The organism is Paraburkholderia sp. 31.1, assembly GCF_014397645.1.
In the GTDB taxonomy this organism is placed as follows: domain Bacteria; phylum Pseudomonadota; class Gammaproteobacteria; order Burkholderiales; family Burkholderiaceae; genus Paraburkholderia; species Paraburkholderia tuberum.
Map to the genome: position 1 here is coordinate 47,312 of NZ_VZQN01000036.1, position 18,680 is coordinate 65,991.

At 67.2% G+C, this 18,680-nt stretch carries 19 protein-coding genes and 1 riboswitch; of the genes, 18 read left to right on the forward strand and 1 reads right to left on the reverse strand.

Annotated elements, in window-relative coordinates; genetic code table 11:
* Position 1 precedes the first annotated feature (1 nt).
* Positions 2 to 574: a TMEM165/GDT1 family protein gene (locus F6X37_RS25640; protein ID WP_090805421.1), complete on the reverse strand. Its 573-nt coding sequence runs from the start codon at positions 572 to 574 to the stop codon at positions 2 to 4.
* An 11-nt stretch (positions 575 to 585) separates the two neighbouring features.
* Positions 586 to 798: riboswitch (yybP-ykoY riboswitch) on the reverse strand.
* A 494-nt stretch (positions 799 to 1,292) separates the two neighbouring features.
* On the opposite strand from F6X37_RS25640, the gene F6X37_RS25645 reads away from it, so the two are divergent.
* The 18 genes from F6X37_RS25645 (at position 1,293) to F6X37_RS25730 (ending at position 18,621) form a co-directional block, all read left to right on the forward strand.
* Positions 1,293 to 2,018, forward strand: a complete 726-nt coding sequence (locus F6X37_RS25645; RefSeq protein WP_187613226.1) for a beta-ketoacyl synthase chain length factor — start codon at positions 1,293 to 1,295, stop codon at positions 2,016 to 2,018.
* A complete protein-coding gene (locus F6X37_RS25650) occupies positions 2,002 to 2,796 on the forward strand; it encodes a lysophospholipid acyltransferase family protein (RefSeq protein ID WP_187613227.1) in 795 nt (264 codons plus the stop codon). The genes F6X37_RS25645 and F6X37_RS25650 overlap by 17 nt, the downstream gene beginning before the upstream one ends.
* Positions 2,771 to 3,070: a phosphopantetheine-binding protein gene (locus F6X37_RS25655; RefSeq protein ID WP_090801395.1), complete on the forward strand. Its 300-nt coding sequence runs from the start codon at positions 2,771 to 2,773 to the stop codon at positions 3,068 to 3,070. Before F6X37_RS25650 ends, F6X37_RS25655 begins: the two co-directional genes overlap by 26 nt.
* Positions 3,071 to 3,072: 2 nt before the next feature.
* The gene (locus F6X37_RS25660) at positions 3,073 to 3,324 is read left to right on the forward strand and encodes an acyl carrier protein (RefSeq protein WP_013090186.1); all 252 of its coding nucleotides are present in this window, start codon (positions 3,073 to 3,075) and stop codon (positions 3,322 to 3,324) included.
* On the forward strand, positions 3,324 to 3,992 hold the full coding sequence (locus F6X37_RS25665; RefSeq protein WP_187613228.1) for a hypothetical protein: 669 nt from the start codon (positions 3,324 to 3,326) through the stop codon (positions 3,990 to 3,992). Before F6X37_RS25660 ends, F6X37_RS25665 begins: the two co-directional genes overlap by 1 nt.
* Positions 3,992 to 5,716 carry an AMP-binding protein gene (locus tag F6X37_RS25670; protein WP_187613229.1) on the forward strand — a complete coding sequence of 575 codons (1,725 nt, stop codon included), beginning with the start codon at positions 3,992 to 3,994 and terminating at the stop codon, positions 5,714 to 5,716. The genes F6X37_RS25665 and F6X37_RS25670 overlap by 1 nt, the downstream gene beginning before the upstream one ends.
* Positions 5,716 to 7,440, forward strand: coding sequence for a glycosyltransferase family 2 protein (locus F6X37_RS25675; protein ID WP_187613230.1), 1,725 nt, complete (start codon positions 5,716 to 5,718; stop codon positions 7,438 to 7,440). Before F6X37_RS25670 ends, F6X37_RS25675 begins: the two co-directional genes overlap by 1 nt.
* A gap of 96 nt (positions 7,441 to 7,536) precedes the next feature.
* A complete protein-coding gene (locus F6X37_RS25680) occupies positions 7,537 to 7,977 on the forward strand; it encodes an acyl-CoA thioesterase (RefSeq protein ID WP_187613231.1) in 441 nt (146 codons plus the stop codon).
* Complete coding sequence (locus F6X37_RS25685; protein WP_187613232.1) at positions 7,965 to 8,675, forward strand: LolA family protein; 711 nt, start codon at positions 7,965 to 7,967, stop codon at positions 8,673 to 8,675. Before F6X37_RS25680 ends, F6X37_RS25685 begins: the two co-directional genes overlap by 13 nt.
* Complete coding sequence (locus tag F6X37_RS25690; RefSeq protein ID WP_187613233.1) at positions 8,675 to 11,134, forward strand: MMPL family transporter; 2,460 nt, start codon at positions 8,675 to 8,677, stop codon at positions 11,132 to 11,134. Before F6X37_RS25685 ends, F6X37_RS25690 begins: the two co-directional genes overlap by 1 nt.
* Positions 11,131 to 12,315, forward strand: a complete 1,185-nt coding sequence (locus F6X37_RS25695; RefSeq protein WP_187613234.1) for a beta-ketoacyl-[acyl-carrier-protein] synthase family protein — start codon at positions 11,131 to 11,133, stop codon at positions 12,313 to 12,315. The genes F6X37_RS25690 and F6X37_RS25695 overlap by 4 nt, the downstream gene beginning before the upstream one ends.
* 5 nt (positions 12,316 to 12,320) lie before the next feature.
* Entirely contained in the window at positions 12,321 to 12,809 is a 489-nt protein-coding gene (locus F6X37_RS25700; RefSeq protein ID WP_187613235.1) for a hotdog family protein, read from the forward strand.
* Complete coding sequence (locus F6X37_RS25705; protein ID WP_090801376.1) at positions 12,806 to 13,531, forward strand: 3-ketoacyl-ACP reductase FabG2; 726 nt, start codon at positions 12,806 to 12,808, stop codon at positions 13,529 to 13,531. The genes F6X37_RS25700 and F6X37_RS25705 overlap by 4 nt, the downstream gene beginning before the upstream one ends.
* Positions 13,531 to 14,757 carry a beta-ketoacyl-ACP synthase gene (locus F6X37_RS25710; RefSeq protein WP_187613236.1) on the forward strand — a complete coding sequence of 409 codons (1,227 nt, stop codon included), beginning with the start codon at positions 13,531 to 13,533 and terminating at the stop codon, positions 14,755 to 14,757. Before F6X37_RS25705 ends, F6X37_RS25710 begins: the two co-directional genes overlap by 1 nt.
* Positions 14,754 to 16,034, forward strand: a complete 1,281-nt coding sequence (locus F6X37_RS25715; protein ID WP_187613237.1) for a beta-ketoacyl-[acyl-carrier-protein] synthase family protein — start codon at positions 14,754 to 14,756, stop codon at positions 16,032 to 16,034. Before F6X37_RS25710 ends, F6X37_RS25715 begins: the two co-directional genes overlap by 4 nt.
* Positions 16,031 to 17,275 (forward strand): NAD(P)/FAD-dependent oxidoreductase, encoded by a 1,245-nt coding sequence (locus F6X37_RS25720; RefSeq protein WP_187613238.1) that lies wholly within the window; start codon positions 16,031 to 16,033, stop codon positions 17,273 to 17,275. Before F6X37_RS25715 ends, F6X37_RS25720 begins: the two co-directional genes overlap by 4 nt.
* 147 nt (positions 17,276 to 17,422) lie before the next feature.
* Complete coding sequence (locus F6X37_RS37130; protein WP_262420021.1) at positions 17,423 to 18,235, forward strand: hypothetical protein; 813 nt, start codon at positions 17,423 to 17,425, stop codon at positions 18,233 to 18,235.
* An 11-nt stretch (positions 18,236 to 18,246) separates the two neighbouring features.
* Complete coding sequence (locus F6X37_RS25730) at positions 18,247 to 18,621, forward strand: hypothetical protein (RefSeq protein ID WP_187613239.1); 375 nt, start codon at positions 18,247 to 18,249, stop codon at positions 18,619 to 18,621.
* Positions 18,622 to 18,680: the final 59 nt, after the last annotated feature.

Sequence of the window (18,680 nt, forward strand, 5' to 3'; positions counted from 1 at the left end):
CTCAGACCCCGACCCCGAACAACGCCATCGCGCCCAGCACGACGAACATCACCGCGGCGATGCCGTGCACGAGCCTGGTCGGCAGACGATGCGCGAAGCGGTCGCCGAGCAGGATCGCCGGCACGTTCGCGATCATCATGCCGAGCGTCGTGCCGCCCACCACGCCGAAGAAATCGTGAAAGCGCGCGGCGAGGGCGACCGTCGCAATCTGCGTTTTGTCGCCCATTTCCGCGAGGAAGAACGTGACGACCGTCGCGCCGAACACCCCGAAGTGCGTGCGGTTCGTGTTGGCTTCCTCTTCGTCGAGCTTGTCGGGCACGAGAATCCACAGCCCCATGCCGATAAACGACGCCGCCAGCGCCCAGCGCATGATGGTCGGCGTCAGCATCGAGCCGAGCCACGCGCCGAGCGCGCCGGCTCCTGCGTGATTGATCAGCGTCGCCGTGAGCACGCCGAGAATGATCGGCACGGGCTTGCGATAGCGCGCGGCCAGCACGAGCGATAGCAGTTGCGTCTTGTCGCCGATCTCGGCGAGCGCGACCGCTCCGGTCGAAATCAGAAAAGCTTGATTCACGTTGAACGGATTCCTCGGGCCGAAGATGAACGAGCGACGACCCACGACACGCCGGGCCCTGTTGCGGCGCGTGTGGATCATCGGTCTCGCCAGGCCAGAGGCTGCGACTGCCATGGCCGTGCAGGCCAAGTCTGTTGACAGGCGCCCCCGCGAACCACACGTGCGACGCACCGGCGAAGCGGTGCGGACGTGCCGCGGGGCGGCTACTCCCCAATGAGGGCCGGAGTATAGCAGGCGCGGGCGCATCATTGCCACGAATGTTGTTTGCACGCACGACGCGGCGTCGGTGTTTTCGCTCTGCGGCTTATTCGAAGAAAGACGAATGAAAGGTTTTTCGTCGGTTCCGGCGGCGTTGTCGCGCCAGCGCCGACGCACGAGATCGCCTTTCCGGTGCGTCGGCGCGGCCGGTCTTGTCAAATCGTCTAACAATGTGTTGCGTGACAGGCGCGGATACAGATGGATACGTCTTTCCTCGCCGATCTGATTCAAAATACCCGGTACTATTCGGCCACAAAAGGAGCCTGAGCCGCTATCCACTACACCGATTGTCAGGGGCGCCTGACAAATCGGCCCGATCGCCGGTGCTGCATTCCCTGACTGGCAGACTGGTCGGTCCCGGGCTGGAACTTCCCGATCCGCGCGGCGGCGCTCGCCGTGACGGCTGTGTATTCCGTCAGGCGCTTGAGCCCCTTCCCCGTTTCCACGCGCGAACACCAATATGCCCGATCTGCACTGGACCATTCCGGTCGGTCGCTGGTCTAGCTGGCCGGCTACCTCGTCTGCCGCACCCGATATCGACTTCATCGAGCCGATCGTGCGGCGGCGTCTCAGCACGCTGTCCAAGCTGGCGCTCAAGGTCGCGCACGACTGCGTCGCGCAGGAACCCGCGCGCGTGGTGTTCGCTTCGCGGCACGGGGAGTTGCGCCGTACCACCGACATCCTGCGCAGCATCAGCGCCGGCGAGCCGGTGTCGCCGACCGCCTTCAGCCTGTCGGTGTTGAACGCGATGACCGGCGTGTTCGGGATTGCGCGCGGCGACCGCTCGGCCGCGAGCGCGGTATCGGCTGGAGCGCAGACGCTCGGCTATGCGCTGCTCGAAGCGTACGCGCAATACGCAACGCAACCGGATGCGCCGGTGCTGCTCGTGTATGCCGACGAACCGGCCGATCTCGCGTACGGCACGATCGAAGACGAAGTGCACGGCGGTGCGATTGCGGTGTTGCTCGACAAAGATGCATCGGCTGGGCAGGTTGTTTGCTCTTTGACCCGCGCTGACGAGGAGGTAGCCGAGCAACGCGGCGACCCGCGATCCGCGTTGAGCGACGCCCCGAGCTTTCCGACCCAGAGCCAGGCGCTGCTGCACTGCCTCGAAACCGGCCAGCCCGCGCGCTGGCAGCGCGCCGGCGCGCTGTGGCACTGGAGGTGGGATGAGCGCGCGGCTTGATTACGCGTGGCGTTTTTGCGCGACTGGCCTCGCTTTCGTCGCGTTCGGCGTGTGCGGCGTGCTGTTTTCGGTACTCGTGTTTCTGCTCGCGTGGCTGTGGCCGCATCGCGCGTCGCGGCAGCGCGCGGTGACCGTCGTGATTCACCGGTTTTTCCGCGCGCTCGTCGCGGTGCTGCGCGGTCTCGGGGTGATGGAACTCGAAGTGTCCGGCGCCGAGGCGTTGTGCGCGGGCGGGCCGGCGATCGTCGTCGCGAATCACCCGACTTACCTCGACGTGATGGTTCTGCTGTCGTTGACGCCGCGTGCGTGCTGCGTCGTGAAGCACGCGCACTGGCACAACCCGTGTTTCTGGGGCATCGTGCGCGCGGCCGAATACGTGAGCAACGCGGACGCGATCGCGCTCGTCGAGGCCGGCGCGAAGCAGCTAGCGGCCGGCTACACGATGATCATTTTTCCGGAAGGCACGCGCAGCCCGGCGCCGAACCGGCTGCACGCGTTCTCGCGCGGATTCGCGCACATGGCGCTGAAGGCCGGCGCGCCGATCGTGCCGGTATTGATGGATTGCGATCCGCCCGCGTTCACGCGGCAGATGCGCTGGTACGACGTGCCGGCGCGCGCTTTCCGGATGCGCGTGAACGTGCTCGCGCCGCTTGGCGTCAACGAGCTGGCCGCGCACGACACCACCGCGGCCATCGCGGCGCGCAGCGTGACGAATGCCGTAGAAGCCCACATTACCCAGCACCTGTTCGACTATGGATTCTTTAAAACTGGAAATTAAAAAGCTTCTGATCGAAGCCCTCGATCTCGAAGACCTGAGCCCCGCCGATATCGACGACGACGCCCCGTTGTTCGGTTCCGACGGCATCGGTCTCGATTCGATCGACGCGCTCGAAATCGGCATCGTGCTGCGCAAACAATACCAATTGACCATCGTGGCGAACGACGAACGCACGCGCGAGCACTTTCGCTCGATCAACACGCTTGCCGCGTTGGTCGAGAGTCAGCGCGAAGCGGCGCACGCTGCGAACGAAACCGCAAGGAAGGGAGTTTAATCGTGACCGAGACTGAGATTCTTGAGCGCATCCGCGCGATCTTTCAGGAAAACTTCGCGATCGAGCCGCAGCGCGTGACGCCCGACGCTCACCTGTTCGAAGACCTCGATCTCGACAGCATCGACGCGGTCGATCTCGCGATCAAGCTGCAGGAGATGACCGGCCGCCGCATCAAGCCGGAGAACTTCAAATCCGTGCGCACGGTCGGCGACGTGATCGGCGCGGTCGAATCGCTGCTCGCGGCGCAAGGCTGATGCCGGTCGCGCACCCGCGCACGCAGAGGTCGCAGCCACGTCCCGCCGCAAGCGAATCCGGCGCGCGGCCTCACTGGAGCAGGACCGTCCTGCAGGTGCTGCTGAAACTCGCTTACCCCGCGCTGATCTTGTGCGCATGGCGCTGGGACGCGCCGCGTCTCGTCGGCGGCATGCTGCTGGTGACTTTATGGCTGCAGCGCTGGGCCGGCGGCGGTCCGGTTGCGATGTCGCTGCGGCAGCTTTCCACGCTCGACTGGAGCGTGGTGGCGATGCTGAGCTGCGCATCGGCGACGATCGTCGTCACCGATAGCGAGCTGCTGCTGCGCTTCTATCCGTCGCTCGTCAATCTCGGTTTGCTGATCGCGTTCGGCGCGACGCTCGTGCGCGGGCCGTCGATGATCGAAAAATTTGCGCGCCTCGGCAGTCCCGATCTGCCGCCGGGTGCGGTGCGCTATACGCGGCGCGTGACCCAGGTCTGGTGCGTTTTCTTCGTGCTGAACGGCGCGTTTTCCGTCTACACCGCGCTCTATTGGAGCCGCGCGGCCTGGTCGCTGTACAACGGCGCGATCGCCTATGCACTGATCGGCGCGCTGCTGGCGGGCGAATACGTATGGCGACGTCTGTTCGTGCTGCCGCGCGCCGCGCGAGCGGATTCGGAGGCCGCCTGATGCTCGCGCTGCATGATCTGTTGTCGGCCGATGCCGCGCTTGCGACGTCCGCCGCACCGGTGTGCCGCGATGGCGCCGTGCTGCTCGATCGCGCGGCGTTTCGCGCGCGCGTCGAGGGCTTGATCGAGCTCGTGCGAACGCCCGACGCGCGGCGCTGCGCGCTCTGCATCGACGATCCGTTCGAGTTCGCCTGCGCATTGTTCGCGCTGCTCGCGTGCGGCAAGGAGCCGGTGATTCCGGCCAATGCAACGCCGGGCTATCTCGCCGATCTCGCGCACGCTTACGACTTCCTGCTGACGGATGCGGATCTGCCGCCGTTCGTCGCAGCGACGCATCGCGCGGCTCACACCGCCCGCCCGATCGACGCCCACGCGCCGATGACGCTCTACACATCCGGCAGCAGCGGCATCCCGAAGCCGATCCGCAAGACGCTCGCGCAATTCAACGCCGAAGTCCACACGCTCGAACGGCAATGGGGCGCATTGCTCGGCGACGCGACGATGCTCGCGAGCGTGCCGCATCACCACATCTACGGTTTGCTGTTTCGCGTGCTGTGGCCGCTCGCGGCCGGCCGCGCCTTCGATCGCGCGATCGGCGTCGAGCCGCTGCAGCTGCAGGCGCGCATCGCGCAATGCGGCGCGACGGCGGTGGTGTCGACGCCCGCGCAGCTGTCGCGTTGGCCCGAGTTGCCGGGCTTCGCCGCGCTTACGCCCGCGCCGCGCGCGTTCTTTTCGTCGGGTGGCCCGCTCGCGGCCGACGCCGCGCAGGCCTATGCGGCGAGCTACGGCGCGGCGCCGCTCGAAATCTACGGCAGCACGGAAACCGGCGGGATCGCGTGGCGGCGTCAGGATCAGGGCGACGCGTGGCAGCCGGTCGCCGGCGCCGAGGTGCGCCGCGACGACGACGGCGCGCTGTGCGTGCGCTCGCCGCATCTCGACCACGACGGCTGGCATCGCACCGGCGATCGCATCGCGTTCGATGCCGACGGGCGCTTCCGCTTGCAAGGGCGCCTCGACCGCGTGCTGAAGCTCGGCGGCAAGCGCGTCTCGCTGCCCGAACTCGAGGCGCGTCTCGCGCTGCATCCGTATGTCGCGCAGGCGGCGCTGGTGCCGCTCATAGGCGCGTCGCGCGAACGCGTCGGCGCGGTGGTCGCGCTGACCGAAGCGGGCGGCGCTGCGTTGTGCGACGAAGGCCGCGTCGCGCTGGCGAAAACGCTGCGCCGGCATCTGGCCGATTACTTCGATGCGGTCGTGCTGCCGCGTCATTGGCGTTTTCGCGTGAGCCTGCCATTCGACGCGCGCGGCAAGCTGCCCGCGAGCGCGGTTGCGGCCGCGTTCGCGCCGCTCGCCGAGGGCATGGAAGTGCTCGCCGAAACGCGCGTCGGCGACATGCGCGTCGGCGACATGCGCGTCTGCGACACGCTGCACTACGTGCTGCGCGTGCCGCAGTCACTCCAGCATTTCGCCGGCCACTTTCCGGGTCTGCCGATTCTGCCGGGCGTCGTGCAGGTCGACTGGGCAGCGCGGCTCGCGGCCGGGCATTGGCCGCGCGTGCGAGAGGTGGCATCGGTCGACCGCCTGAAGTTCATGGCGCCGGTGTCGCCCGGTGCGGTGCTCGAGCTCACGCTCGCCTATGATGCCGCGCGCCGGCGCGTGCAGTTCGCGTACCGGCTCGACGGACGCGAATGCGCGTCGGGCTTGCTCGTGCATCGGGAGGACGCGTGATGACGTTCGCGCCCTGCATCGTCATTCCGATCTACAACCACAAGGACGCGATCGGAGCGAGCGTCGCGCATCTCGCGGTGCATGGCCTGCCGATCTTCGTCGTCGACGACGGCAGCGACGCGCCGACCCAGCGGGTACTCACCGCGCTCGCGCTGCAATACGCGCAGCAGATGACGCTGCTGCGTCTGCCTGCAAACGGCGGCAAGGGCGCGGCAGTAATGGCGGGCCTGCGCGCGGCGCGCGCCGCGGGCTACACGCACGCGCTGCAGATCGACGCCGACGGCCAGCACGATGCGACCGACGTGCCGCGCTTCATCGATGCCGCGCGCGCCGAACCCGGCGCGGTGATTCTCGGCCGTCCGGTCTACGACGACAGCGTGCCGAAGGCACGTCTGTACGGCCGTTATCTGACCCACGTGTGGGTGTGGATCGAGACGCTGTCGCTGGCGATTCGCGATTCGATGTGCGGCTTTCGTCTGTATCCGCTCGCGCTCGCGTGCGAGCTGATCGACAGCGTGCGACTGCCCACGCGCATGGACTTCGACATCGAGATCCTCGTGCGTCTCTACTGGCGCCGCGCCGCGTTCCGCTCGATCCCGACGCGCGTGACCTACGCGGCCGATGGCGTGTCGCATTTCGACGTGCTGTGGGACAACGTGCGAATCAGCCGCAGCCATACGCGGCTCGTGTTCGGGATGCTGTGGCGTCTGCCGATGCTGCTCGCGCACAAGCTGATGCCGCGCCGCGGCGCGCTGGCCGACGCCGCCGATGAACCCCGGCCCGAAGCCTGGTGGCGCATCGCCGAACGCGGCAGCCGCCTCGGCATGAGCCTGCTCGCGCTGAGCTGCAAGCTGTTCGGCCGCCGCTTCACCGCGCTGTGGCTGCATCCGGTCGTCGCGTATTTTCTGCTGACGGGCCGCGCCGCGCGCGCCGCTTCAGACAACTACTTCGCGCATCTGAGCGCGGTCGCGCCGTCGGCGGATACGCCGCGCCCGGGCTGGCTGTCCGCGTATCGCCATATGCTCGCGTTCGCGCAATCGGGCTTCGACAAGCTCGCCGCATGGACCGGCCGCGTCGACGACACCGACGTCACGTTCGACGATCCTGCGGCGTTCGAAGCACTGATCGCGAGCGGCAAGGGCGCGCTCGTGATCGGCGCGCACCTCGGCAATCTGGAGATGATGCGCGCGCTCGCCATCCGCGGCGAATACGCGAAGGTCACGGCGGTCGTCTACACCGGGCACGCGCGCCGCTTCAATGAGGTGCTGGCGGCGTCGAATCGCGACTTCGCGCGGCATCTGCTCGAAGTCGGCGACTTCGGTCCCGAGACGGCGGTGCTGATGCAGCAGCGCATCGATGCGGGCGAGCTGCTGGTGATCGTCGGCGATCGGGTGCCGGCGCGCGAGGCGGGACGCACCACCGACGCGCAATTTCTCGGCGCGAGCGCGCCGTTCGCGCAAGGACCCTACGTGCTCGCGCATGCGCTCGGCTGTCCGGTCTACCTGTTCTTCTGCCTGAAGGAAAGCGACGGTTACCGCATGTATTTCGAGCCGTTCGCCGAGCGCATCGAGCTGCCGCGCCGCGAACGCGCGCAGCATCTGGCAGCGTGGGCGCAACGCTACGCGCTGCGCCTCGAACACTATTGCCGCAAGGCCCCTTACCAATGGTTCAATTTCTTCGATTTCTGGGCCAGCCCCGAGCGAGGCGCAAATGGCCGACCATGATCTGAACGATGTACGGCACGTACGCGTACGCGCTGTTACGAGTGCCGCGGCGCATGTGGATGCCGGTGCCGCTGCCGATCGCCAAGGAGTCAACGCATGAGCGAGCCCGCGAAAACGCAGCACGTGCTCGCCGCGAGCGCGACCGTCGAAGTGCCGTTTCACGACGTCGACGCGATGAACGTGTGCTGGCACGGCAATTATCTGAAGTACTTCGAGTTGGGCCGCGCGGCGCTGTTGCGCGCGTTCGATTACGACTATCGCGAGATGCGGGCGTCCGGCTATCTGTGGCCGATCGTCGAGGCGCATCTGAAGTACGTGAGGGCCGCCGTGTACGGACAGAAGATCGAAGTGCGCGCGCAACTGCTCGAATACGAAAACCGCCTGAAAATAGGCTATGAAATCGTCGATTGCGCATCGGGCGCGCGGCTCACGAAGGGCTATACGGTCCAGGTCGCCGTCGATGCCGCCACCGAGGAATTGCAGTTCGTGTCGCCGCCGGTCGTATTCGAAAAGCTGGAGCGCGTATGGGGACGGTGAACCGGTGCGGGCTGGGAGCGCTCGTGTCGCGGCTGGCGGGGGCGATCGTCGCAATCGGGGCGCTTGCATTGGCAGCGGCGTCGGCCGATGCGGCCACCGCCGGCAATACGGCTCCAGCCGCCAACGCCGCCAGCAACGCCAACACCGCGCTCGTCTCGCAGATCGCCGCGCATCTCGCGCAGCCCAAGGGCGTGCGCGCGCAATTCACGCAGACGCAGACGCTTGCCGCGATGAAGCAGCCGCTCGTCAGCAACGGCACCTTGCTGTTCTTCCGCGAGCGCGGCGTGATCTGGCGGATCGACACGCCGTACAAGGCCACCTACGTGATCACCGACGCAGGCGTCGCGCAGCTCGACGCCAGCGGCCGCCGCGTGAGCACGCATAGCGCGCAGGGCAGCCGCGGCGTCGCGCAAGTGTCGAAGATGATGCGCGCGATGCTCGGCGGCGATCTGTCGGCGCTGTACTCGCAGTTCGACGTGAGCGCCGAAGGCAGCGCCGGGCAATGGCGCATGCGACTCACGCCGAATCAACCGCAGCTCGCGCAATCGATCAAGGGCCTCGACATGAGCGGCGGCGATTATCTGCAAAACCTGCGCATCACGCTCGCGAACGGCGACGTGACGAAGCTCGAGTTTGCGAACAGCACGGCCGTTGCCGAGCCGACGCCGGACGAGCGCAGCCTGTTTGGAGCGCCGTGATGGACATGCCGCAGCAGCGAACCGCGAAACATGCGTGGGGCGTGCGCGCCGCATGGCTCGTGCTCGCGCTGCTGGCGGCGCTGTATTGCGGCTGGCGCTTCGCCGGAGCGTCGCCGCTCGAAACCAATCTGCTCGCGCTGCTGCCCGCGACCGAAGCGGACCCGGTCGCCGAGAAAGCGGTCGACACGCTCGCGAGCGCGCTCGGCGATCGCACCGTGCTGCTCGTCACGAGCCGCGACGATGCGCACGCGAAAGCGGCCGCGAAGCAGCTGGGCGCGTCGTTGCAAAAGAGCGGCGCATTCGCCTCGGTGACGGCCGAACTGCCGCCGTTCGACCTGTCGCAGATCTCGGCGCTGTATCTGCCATACCGCTTCGGCCTGCTCGCGCCGGCCGATCGCACCGCGCTCGCGACCGCGCGCGCGGCGACGCTGCACGACATGCTCGCGCAGCGCATCTACAGTCCGCTGCAAGGCGGCCTCAGTACGCAACTCGCCGACGATCCGTTCGGCTGGCTCGAACGCTGGCTCGGCAATCTGCCGCTCGCGACGTCGAATCTCGAAGTCGAGGACAACCTGCTGGTGTCGCATCGTCACGACGCGCATGGCGACATGACCAGCGTGCTGGTCATCGCGACGCTGCCGGGCTCCGCCTACGAAACGAAGACGCAGCGCGCGGTACACGCGGCGCTCGCCGAGGCGGAAAGCGCGTTGCGTCAGACGTTCCCCGACGTATCGGTTGCACGCACGGGCGCCGTGTTCTACGCCGAGGCCGCGCGCAGCGCTTCCGAACGCGAGGTGCACGTGATCGGCATCGCGTCGCTCGCCGGCATCGCGCTGCTGATGATGTGGGTGTTCCGCTCGCCGCGTCTGTTGCTGCTCGGCGTCGTATCGACCGCGCTCGGCATCGTCTGCGCGCTCGCGGCGACGCTGCTCATCTTCGGCAAGCTGCATCTGTTGACGCTCGTGTTCGGCGCGAGCCTGATCGGCGAGGCCGTCGATTACTCGATCCAGTATTTCGTCGTCTATCTCGGCGCGGGCCGCGACTGGGATGCGCGGCTCGGCGCGCGGAGGGTACGGCCCGCGCTGGGCGTTGCGCTGGCGACGAGCCTGCTCGGCTACGCGACCCTGATGTGGGTGCCGTTCCCCGCGTTGAAGCAGATCGCGTGCTTCGCGATGGTGGGCATTACGACCGCGTTCGCGTCGGTGCTGTGGCTGCTGCCCGCGCTGCTCACGCGCGCGCCGAAGCACAGCCCTCGGCGCCTGTTCGCGGGCGCGGCGCGGCTGCTCGCGCGCTGGCAGCATGCGCTCGGCGGCAAGCGCGCTTGGCTGGTCGCCGCGCTGCTGCTGATCGCGTCGGTGCCCGGTTGGCTGCGTCTGAGCAGCGACGACGACATCCATCTGCTGATCCAGCGCGATGCGTCGCTGGCCGCGCAGGAAGACACGGTGCGCGAGGCGGTCGGCGTCGATAACAGCGCGCAGTTTTTCGTCGTGCGCGGCGCGACCCAGGAAGCGGTGCTGCAACGCGCCGAAGCGCTCGGTGCGAAGCTCGATGCGCTGAACGGCAGCGCCGATAGCGTCGGCGGCTACCAGTCGGTCGCGCAGTTCGTGCCGTCCGCGCAACGTCAGCGCGAAGATCGCGCGCTGCTCGCGCAGCATGTGTTCGGCGACTTCGCCGCGTTGCGTGCGACGCTGCTGCAAGCAGGCTTCAAGGACGAAGTCGCCGATGCGTGGCTCGCCGGCTTCGCTCAGCCGCCCGCGCCGCTGACCGTGGAGCGCTGGCTCGCGGCGCCGTGGTCGCAGCCGTATCGGCATCTGTGGCTCGGCGCGGTGGGATCGAACGACAAGAATCGGGCCCGTCAACCTGGCTACGCGGCCGTCGTGATCCCGCAAGGCGTGACGCCGCGCAACGAGCCCGCGCTGATCGCGCTCGCGCGCGGCCTGCCCGGCGTCGTGTTGGTCGATAAGGCCGCGAGCGTGTCGAGGCTGTTCGGCGCGTATCGCGTGGATAGCGGCTGGTGGCTCGGCGGCGCGCTCGTGCTCGTGTGCGTGCTGCTGATGCTGCGCTACGGGGCGCGCGGGGGTATCGCCACGACCTTGCCCGTGCTGTTCGCGGTCGGCGTCGCGCTGGCGGTATTCGGCTACGCGGGCGTGCCGCTCAATCTGTTCAACTGGCTCGCGCTGATGCTGGTGCTTGGCGTCGGCGCAAACTATGCGGTGTTCCTGCGCGAAGGCTGCGCGCGCGCAGAGGCGGATCTCGGCGCGGTGTGGACCGGCGTGCTGCTGTCGGCGGCGACCACGTTGTTGTCGTTCGGCATGCTCGGCATGAGCGCGATGCCCGCGCTCAAAAGCTTCGGCACCACGCTCGCGCTCGGCATCGCGGTGGCGGTGCTGCTCGCGCCTCTCGGCATGCCATCGGCAGCGCGCTCGGGCAAGTCATCGGAACCACGGAGGGCGGCATGAAAGCGCCAACAGTTTATTTGCACGCGCTAGGCATGATCAACGCGCTCGGCGGCGACGTCGACGAGATCGTGCCGGCGCTCGCCGCCGCGCGCTCGCCCGGCATGGGCAACGTGCATACCGGCATCGGCGACGCGTTCGTCGGCAGCGTGCTCGCGCCGCTCGATCTCGCGCCGCGCGCCGACCTCGCGCGCTACGACTGCCGCAACAACCGGCTGCTGCTCGCGGCGCTCGCGCAGATCGCGCCGGCGCTCGAAGCCGCGCGCGAGCGCTACGGCCCGCAGCGCATCGGCGTCGTGCTCGGCACCAGCACGTCGGGCATCGAGGCGGCCGAAACCGCGTTCGTCTATCACGCACGAGCCGGCGCGTTGCCGGCCAACTTCAACTATCGGCAAATGGAAATCGGCACCGCCGCGCCGTTCGCTGCCGCCGCGCTCGGCGTGCACGGGCCGGCGTTTACGATTTCGACCGCGTGTACGTCGAGCGCGAAGGCGTTCGCGTCGGCGCGTCGGCTGCTGCAATTGCAGCTATGCGATGCGGTTGTCGTCGGTGGTGTCGATTCGCTATGCGAATTGACGGTGCAGGGCTTTGCGTCGCTCGAATCGACCAGCAGCGCGCGCACCAATCCGATGAGCCGCAATCGCCGCGGCATCAACGTCGGCGAGGGCGCGGCCGTGTTCCTGATGAGCCGCGACGAAGCGGCGGTGCGGCTCGCGGGCCTCGGCGAATCGAGCGACGCGCATCATATTTCGGCGCCGGACCCGCAGGGCGTCGGTGGCGAACTCGCGCTTCGCGAAGCGCTCGCGGACGCGGGCATGGCGGCCTCGGCGGTCGGCTATGTGAATCTGCACGCGACCGCCACGCAGAAGAACGACGAAATGGAAGCGCATCTGATGGCGCGCGTGTTCCCCGGCGGCGTCGCCGCGAGCGGCACCAAGCCGTTGACCGGCCACCTGCTCGGCGCGGCCGGCGCGACCGAACTCGGCTTCGCGTGGCTCACGCTCGCGCGCGAGAACGCGACGCTGCCGCCGCATCTATGGGACGGCGAGGCCGATCCCGCGCTGCCCGCGCTCGATCTCGTCGCGGGCGCGCGCCATCTGCCGCGCGGCACGGGCACGCAGTACGCGATGAGCAATTCGTTCGCGTTCGGCGGCAGCAATGTCAGTCTGATTCTCGCCCGGTAAAGCGTATGACGACTCCGCCACTCACTGTCGAGCAACTCGTGCGTCAGCCGATCGAAGCGATCATCCCGCATCGCGGCAGCATGCTGCTGCTCGATGCGATCGACACGTTCGCCGACACCACGCTGAGCGCCTTCGCCGACGTCGACCCGCACGCATGGTATGCCGACGCCGCCGGCGCGATGCCCGCGTGGATCGGCATCGAGCTGATGGCGCAGGCGATCGCCGCGCACATCGCGCTCGTCGCGATGCGCGGCGGCGGCCACGCGCGTCCCGGCGTGCTGCTCGGCTCGCGCAGCTATCAGGCCTTGCAGCCGGTGTTCCAAAGCGGCGCGCGTTTGCGCGTTCACGTGAGCGAGCTGCTGCGCAGCGACGCAGGCCACAGTGCCTACGAATGCACGATCGACGACGGCGACGCGCGCTGTGCCGAAGCGGTGATCAAGGTGTTTCAACCGCCCGATTTCCAGTCATTCATCGAAGGGAGTATCAGTTCATGAGCCGGCGAGTTCTCGTTACCGGCGCAAGCCGCGGCATCGGCCGCGCGATTGCGTACAAGTTGGCCGCCGACGGGTTCGCCGTGACCGTGCATTGCCGCACCGGACGCAGCGAAGCCGACGCGGTCGCGACGGGCATCGCCGCGCAGGGCGGCACGGCGCGCGTGCTGCAATTCGACGTGCGCGAGCGCGCGGTGTGCCGCGAGGCGCTCGAAGCCGACGTCGCCGCGCACGGTCCTTACTACGGCATCGTGTGCAGCGCGGGGGTCACGCGCGACGCGGCGTTTCCGGCGCTCACCGGAGAAGACTGGGACGTCGTGATCGAAACCGGCCTCGATGCCTTCTACAACGTCGTGCATCCGCTGACGATGCCGATGGTGCGCGCGCGCCAGGGCGGCCGTATCGTCACGATCGCGTCGGTGTCGGGCGTGATGGGCAATCGCGGCCAGGTCAATTACAGCGCCGCGAAAGCGGGACTGATCGGCGCGACCAAGGCGCTCGCGGTCGAACTCGCGTCGCGCAACATCACCGTCAATTGCGTCGCGCCGGGGTTGATCGAAACCGGCATGCTCGAACAGGTGACGCTCGATCACGCGCTGAAGACCGTGCCGATGAACCGCGTCGGCCAGCCGGCCGAGGTCGCGTCGGTGGTCAGCTTTCTGATGTCGGATGGCGCGTCGTATGTGACGCGCCAGGTGATCGGCGTGAACGGCGGGATGGTCTGATGAAGCGGGTCGTCATCACCGGCATGGGCGGCGTGACCGCGTTCGGCGATAGCTGGGACGCGGTTCAAGCGCGCCTGAAGCGCGGCGAGAACGCGGTGCGGCGCATGTCCGAGTGGGATTACTTCGAGTCGCTGCATACGCGGCTCGCGTGTCCGCTGCCCGGGTTCACGATCCCCGCGCATTACCCGCGCAAGAGAGTGCGTTCGATGGGCCCGGTGTCGCTGTACTCGGTGCGCGCGAGCGAACTCGCGCTCGCCGACGCGGGTCTCGCCGACGACACGAGCATCGCGGATGGCCGCATGGGCGTCGCGTACGGTTCGTCGTCGGGCTCGGTGCAGCCGATCCGCGCGTTCGGCACGATGCTCGAAACCGGTTTGATGAGCAACGTCACGTCGAACAGCTACGTGCAGATGATGCCGCACACGACGGCCGTCAACGTGAGCCTGTTCTGGGACCTCAAAGGCCGCATCATCCCGACCTCGTGCGCGTGCGCGTCGGGCAGCCAGGCGATCGGCTATGCGTACGAGGCGATCCAGTCCGGCAAACAGACGCTGATGCTCGCGGGCGGCGCGGAAGAGCTGTCGGGTCCCGCGGTCGCCGTGTTCGACACGCTGTACGCGACCAGCACGCGCAACGACGAGCCGCATCTGACGCCGCGTCCGTTCGATGCCGCGCGCGACGGCCTCGTGGTCGGCGAGGGCGCGGCGACGCTGGTCCTCGAAGAATACGAGCATGCGCTGGCGCGCGGCGCGCGGATTCACGCGGAAGTGGTCGGCTTCGGCTGCAACTCGGACGGCGCGCACATGACGCAACCCACCGCCGACACGATGGCGCTCGCGATGCAACTCGCGCTGCGCGACGCGCAATTGCCGCCCGAAGCGATTGCCTACGTGAACGCGCACGGTACCTCGACCGATCGCGGCGACATCGCCGAAAGCCACGCGACCGCGCAGACCTTCGGCGCTCGCATGCCGATCAGCTCGCTGAAAAGCTATGTGGGCCATACGCTAGGCGCGTGCGGCGCGATCGAGGCGTGGTGGACGATCGAGATGATGAAGCGCAACTGGTACGTGCCCACCCTGAATCTCGACCACCTCGATCCAGCTTGTGCGCCGCTGGATTACATCGTCGGCGGCGCGCGCGAGATCGACGCCGAGTATGTGATGAGCAACAACTTCGCGTTCGGCGGCATCAACACGTCGCTGATTTTCCGGCGCGTTCGATGAGCACAGGCCTGCAACGCGTGGTCGTGACCGGCATGGGCATCGTGTCGTGTCTCGGCAATACGCTCGACCAGGTCTGCGCGGCGTTGCGCGCGGGGCACTCGCGAATCGAGCGTCTCGATGCATGGCGCGAGCGCGGATTTGCATCGCAAGTCGCGGGCGTGGCGTCGGTCGCGCACGAGGCGCCGTTCGAGCGCAAGCTCGAACGCTTCATGGGCGACACCGCGCGCTTCGCGTGCCACGCGGCGCGACGCGCGATCGACGATGCAAGGCTCGACCTCGCTTCATTGCAGTCGCCGCGCGCGGGTGTCGTGATCGGCTCGGGCGTCGGCACGATGGCGAGCTACGACGCGGCGCTCGTGATCGCGCACACGCGCGGCGCCGACAAGGTGCCGCCGTTCACGGTGCCGCATACGATGAGCAGCACCGCGTCGGCGAACGTCGCGCAGATGTTCGGGCTCGAAGGCGTCAGCTATTCGCCGTCATCGGCATGCACGACGTCGGCGCTCGCGATCGGGCAGGCGATGCAGCTGATCCAGACCGGCCGCCAGCAGATCGTGCTCGCGGGCGGCAGCGAAGCGCTGCACGACAACACGACGCTGATGTTCGACGCGATGGGCGCGCTGTCGCGCCGCTTCAACGACACGCCCCGGAGCGCGTCGCGACCGTACGACACGCAGCGCGACGGTTTCGTGATCGCGTCGGGCGGCGGCGTGCTCGTGCTCGAAGCGCTCGACCATGCGCTCGCGCGCGGCGCGCGCATCTACGCGGAGCTGAGCGGCTTCGGCGATTGCACCGATCGCGCGGGCATGGTCGCGCCGCGTGCGGCCGGCATCGCGCGCGCGATGCGCGGCGCGCTCGAGCAGGCGGGCCGCCGTCCCGACTACGTGAACACGCATGCGCCGTCCACGCCGCTCGGCGATCTCGAAGAGCTGCACGCGTTGCGCGACGTGTTCGGTGCATCGGCGCAAGGGTTGCCCGCGTTTTCGTCGACCAAGGGCATGACCGGGCATTCGCTCGGCGCGTGCGGCGCGCACGAAGCGATCTATACGCTGTTGATGATGCGCGACGGCTTCATCGCGGCGACCGCGCTGGTCGATACGCCGGAGCCGCAAGTGCGGGACATGCCGCTCGTGCGCGTGACGCGCGACGCGCGCATCGACACGGCGATGTCGGTTTCTTTCGGGTTCGGCGGGAGTTGCGCGAGCCTGATGTTCGAAGCGTGGCGAGGCTCGCATACGGCGCGGCAACGCACGCAAACCGTTGGAGGAGTGATTTGAACAGCGATTCTTCAAAGCGGACCGTGGTCGACGTCGCGATCATCGGCGCGGGTCCCGCCGGCGCGGTGGCCGCCGCGCTGCTGCGTAAGGCGGGCCGCTCGGTGCTGGTGCTGGAGCGTCAGCACTTTCCGCGCTTCTCGATCGGCGAGAGCCTGTTGCCGCAAAGCATGGCGTACCTCGAAGAGGCCGGCATGCTGCAGGCCGTCGTCGAGGCGGGCTTCCAGTACAAGAACGGCGCGCACTTCGTATATCGCGACCAGAGCTCGTCGTTCGACTTTCGCGACAAGCATTCGCCGGGCTGGGGCACCACGTACCAGGTCGAGCGCGCGCTGTTCGACGACGTGCTGATTCGCTGCGCGGCCGCGCAGGGTGCCGACGTGCGGTTCGGCCACACCGTGAGCGCGGTGCGCACGGGCGCGGCACCGGTGCTCGACGTCGTCGATGAAAGTGCCGGCGCGTATCGGGTCGAAGCGCGTTTCGTGCTCGATGCGAGCGGCTTCGGGCGCGTGCTGCCGCGCCTGCTGAAGCTGGAGGCGCCGACGCGCATGCCGACGCGCGCCGCATTGTTCACGCACGTGCGCGACGGCCTCGCGCTCGACGACATCGATCGCAACAAGATCTGCATCGCGACGCATCCCGAGCGTCGCGACGTGTGGTTCTGGATGATTCCGCTCGCGGGCGGCCGTTGTTCGGTGGGATGTGTCGCCGAGGCGAGTTTTCTCGAGGTGCCCGAAACACAGCGCGAGGCGACGCTGCGCGCGCTGATCCGGCAGGAGCCGACGCTGAACCGGCTGATCGGGCAGGCGCCGTTCCTGATGCCGGTGCGGCAGATCGGCGGCTACGCGGCGAATGTCGCGAGTCTGCATGGGCCGGGCTATGCGCTGCTCGGCAATGCGGGCGAGTTTCTCGATCCGGTGTTTTCGTCGGGCGTGACGATCGCGCTGCGCTCCGCGCATCTGGCGGCGCGCGCGCTGAACCGGCAGCTCGACGGCGCGCCGGTCGACTGGTCAGCCGATTACGACGTGCCGTTGCGCAAGGGCATCGATACGTTCCGCGCATTCGTCGAGCGCTGGTACACGGGCGAGCTGCAGGACATCATCTACTACCCGGAACAGGTGACGCCGATCCGCCGCATGATCTGCGCGGTGCTCGCCGGTTACGCGTGGGACGAGTCGAATCCGTATGTCGCGGATCCGGTGCGGCGCCTCAACGCGTTGCACGAGGTGTGCAAGGCGGGCTGAGGTGGGCCGGCGCTTTGGGCGTGTCCCAGGGGATCGAGGGCAGTTGAGGTTTTGGGCTGTCGCCCATATTCGGACAACCCCGAGCACGGTATCTATCTGGATGCTGCCAATCCGGGCAGCAACTTCAAATAGATCGTCGACACGCCTATGTCCTTGTCCGTATTTGAAATGCACTCCGTGGAGCTGCGCTGTCAAAGGCCCCTCGGTGCCTGTTATGTCATCTGCGATGAGCGGCACTACAAGGCGTGCCTCGGAAGGGCCGCAGACCTTCAGAAGGCCAAGGCGGAGACCCAGGAATTTCTCAGTATTGCCAGATTGAATCAGCGAAAGTGGGAGGAGGACCTAACGCTGGTCAGGCGTCTCATTGATCGTCAGTTGCTGGCGTTTGATGGTGTGCGAAACTGGAACCGCAACACCGATGGCTGGTGGATCATTAATGCGCTTCTCGACGATCTGCGCAGAGGTGCTCGTCTTGCCATTAAAGGCCCTCGGGCTGACCTGTTTCCATCCCCCCACAGCACGCCGTTGAGCAATCTCGCGGCGAGGGCCGTCGGTCTCCCGAACGGGGAACCCATGCTGTCCGGCCGGGCTGATCCAGCCACCCGGCAAACCGGGCTGATCGCTCCACGCGCAGCCACGGCAGCCAGCAACAGCGACGGCGATCTGGCCCACGATGCGGGCGCCTCAACGCTGCTCGGCGATGCCCAGCCGTTTGCATACTACGCTAACGACTTGTCGGGGGATTCGACGGAACTGGCTGGAATCCCGTTTGAGGGTATGCCCAACACGTGGGTTGAGAACGCGCCGGGGAAAAAGAAGCAATGGCGGATGTACGGTTCACAAGGCACCCCGACCGTTGATATTGACTTCGACAACCATCATGGCCAGCCAAATCCGCACGCCCACAACTGGGACGACCAGGGCCGCGATCACGGCTGGCCGGTCTCCATACTTCCATAGGACAAGCCACCATGACCATCACAGATGCACTAGAACAGTTCGGCGGTTTTCATGACTGGTACCTGGATGCGATTGCGACCAGCAAGGAAGGTGGCGCCGATACACCAAACGTACTAACACTTGGGTTGTACGATGAGAGCCGGCGCGCGACCGTTACCTTTCTTGGAGTGACGCGAGCAAGCATCGTTGATGGTGGATTGTTGAACATCGTCAATTCGATTGAGGTGTTGAAACCCGGTGATGAGGCATACGCCGCGGCAATCGAGGTACTCAAGAAATCCGCGCATTTTGGAAAGCGCCGTGCCGACCATATCGCATACGTTTTCTCAACAGTTGGCGCTGAGATTGCCGTCGAATTTGAGACGCTCGAAATTGACACTGAATAGCCAATTTGTGAGCACTCGCGGACCAAGACGCCCACTAGCGTTTCGTCTGCAACTGGGGC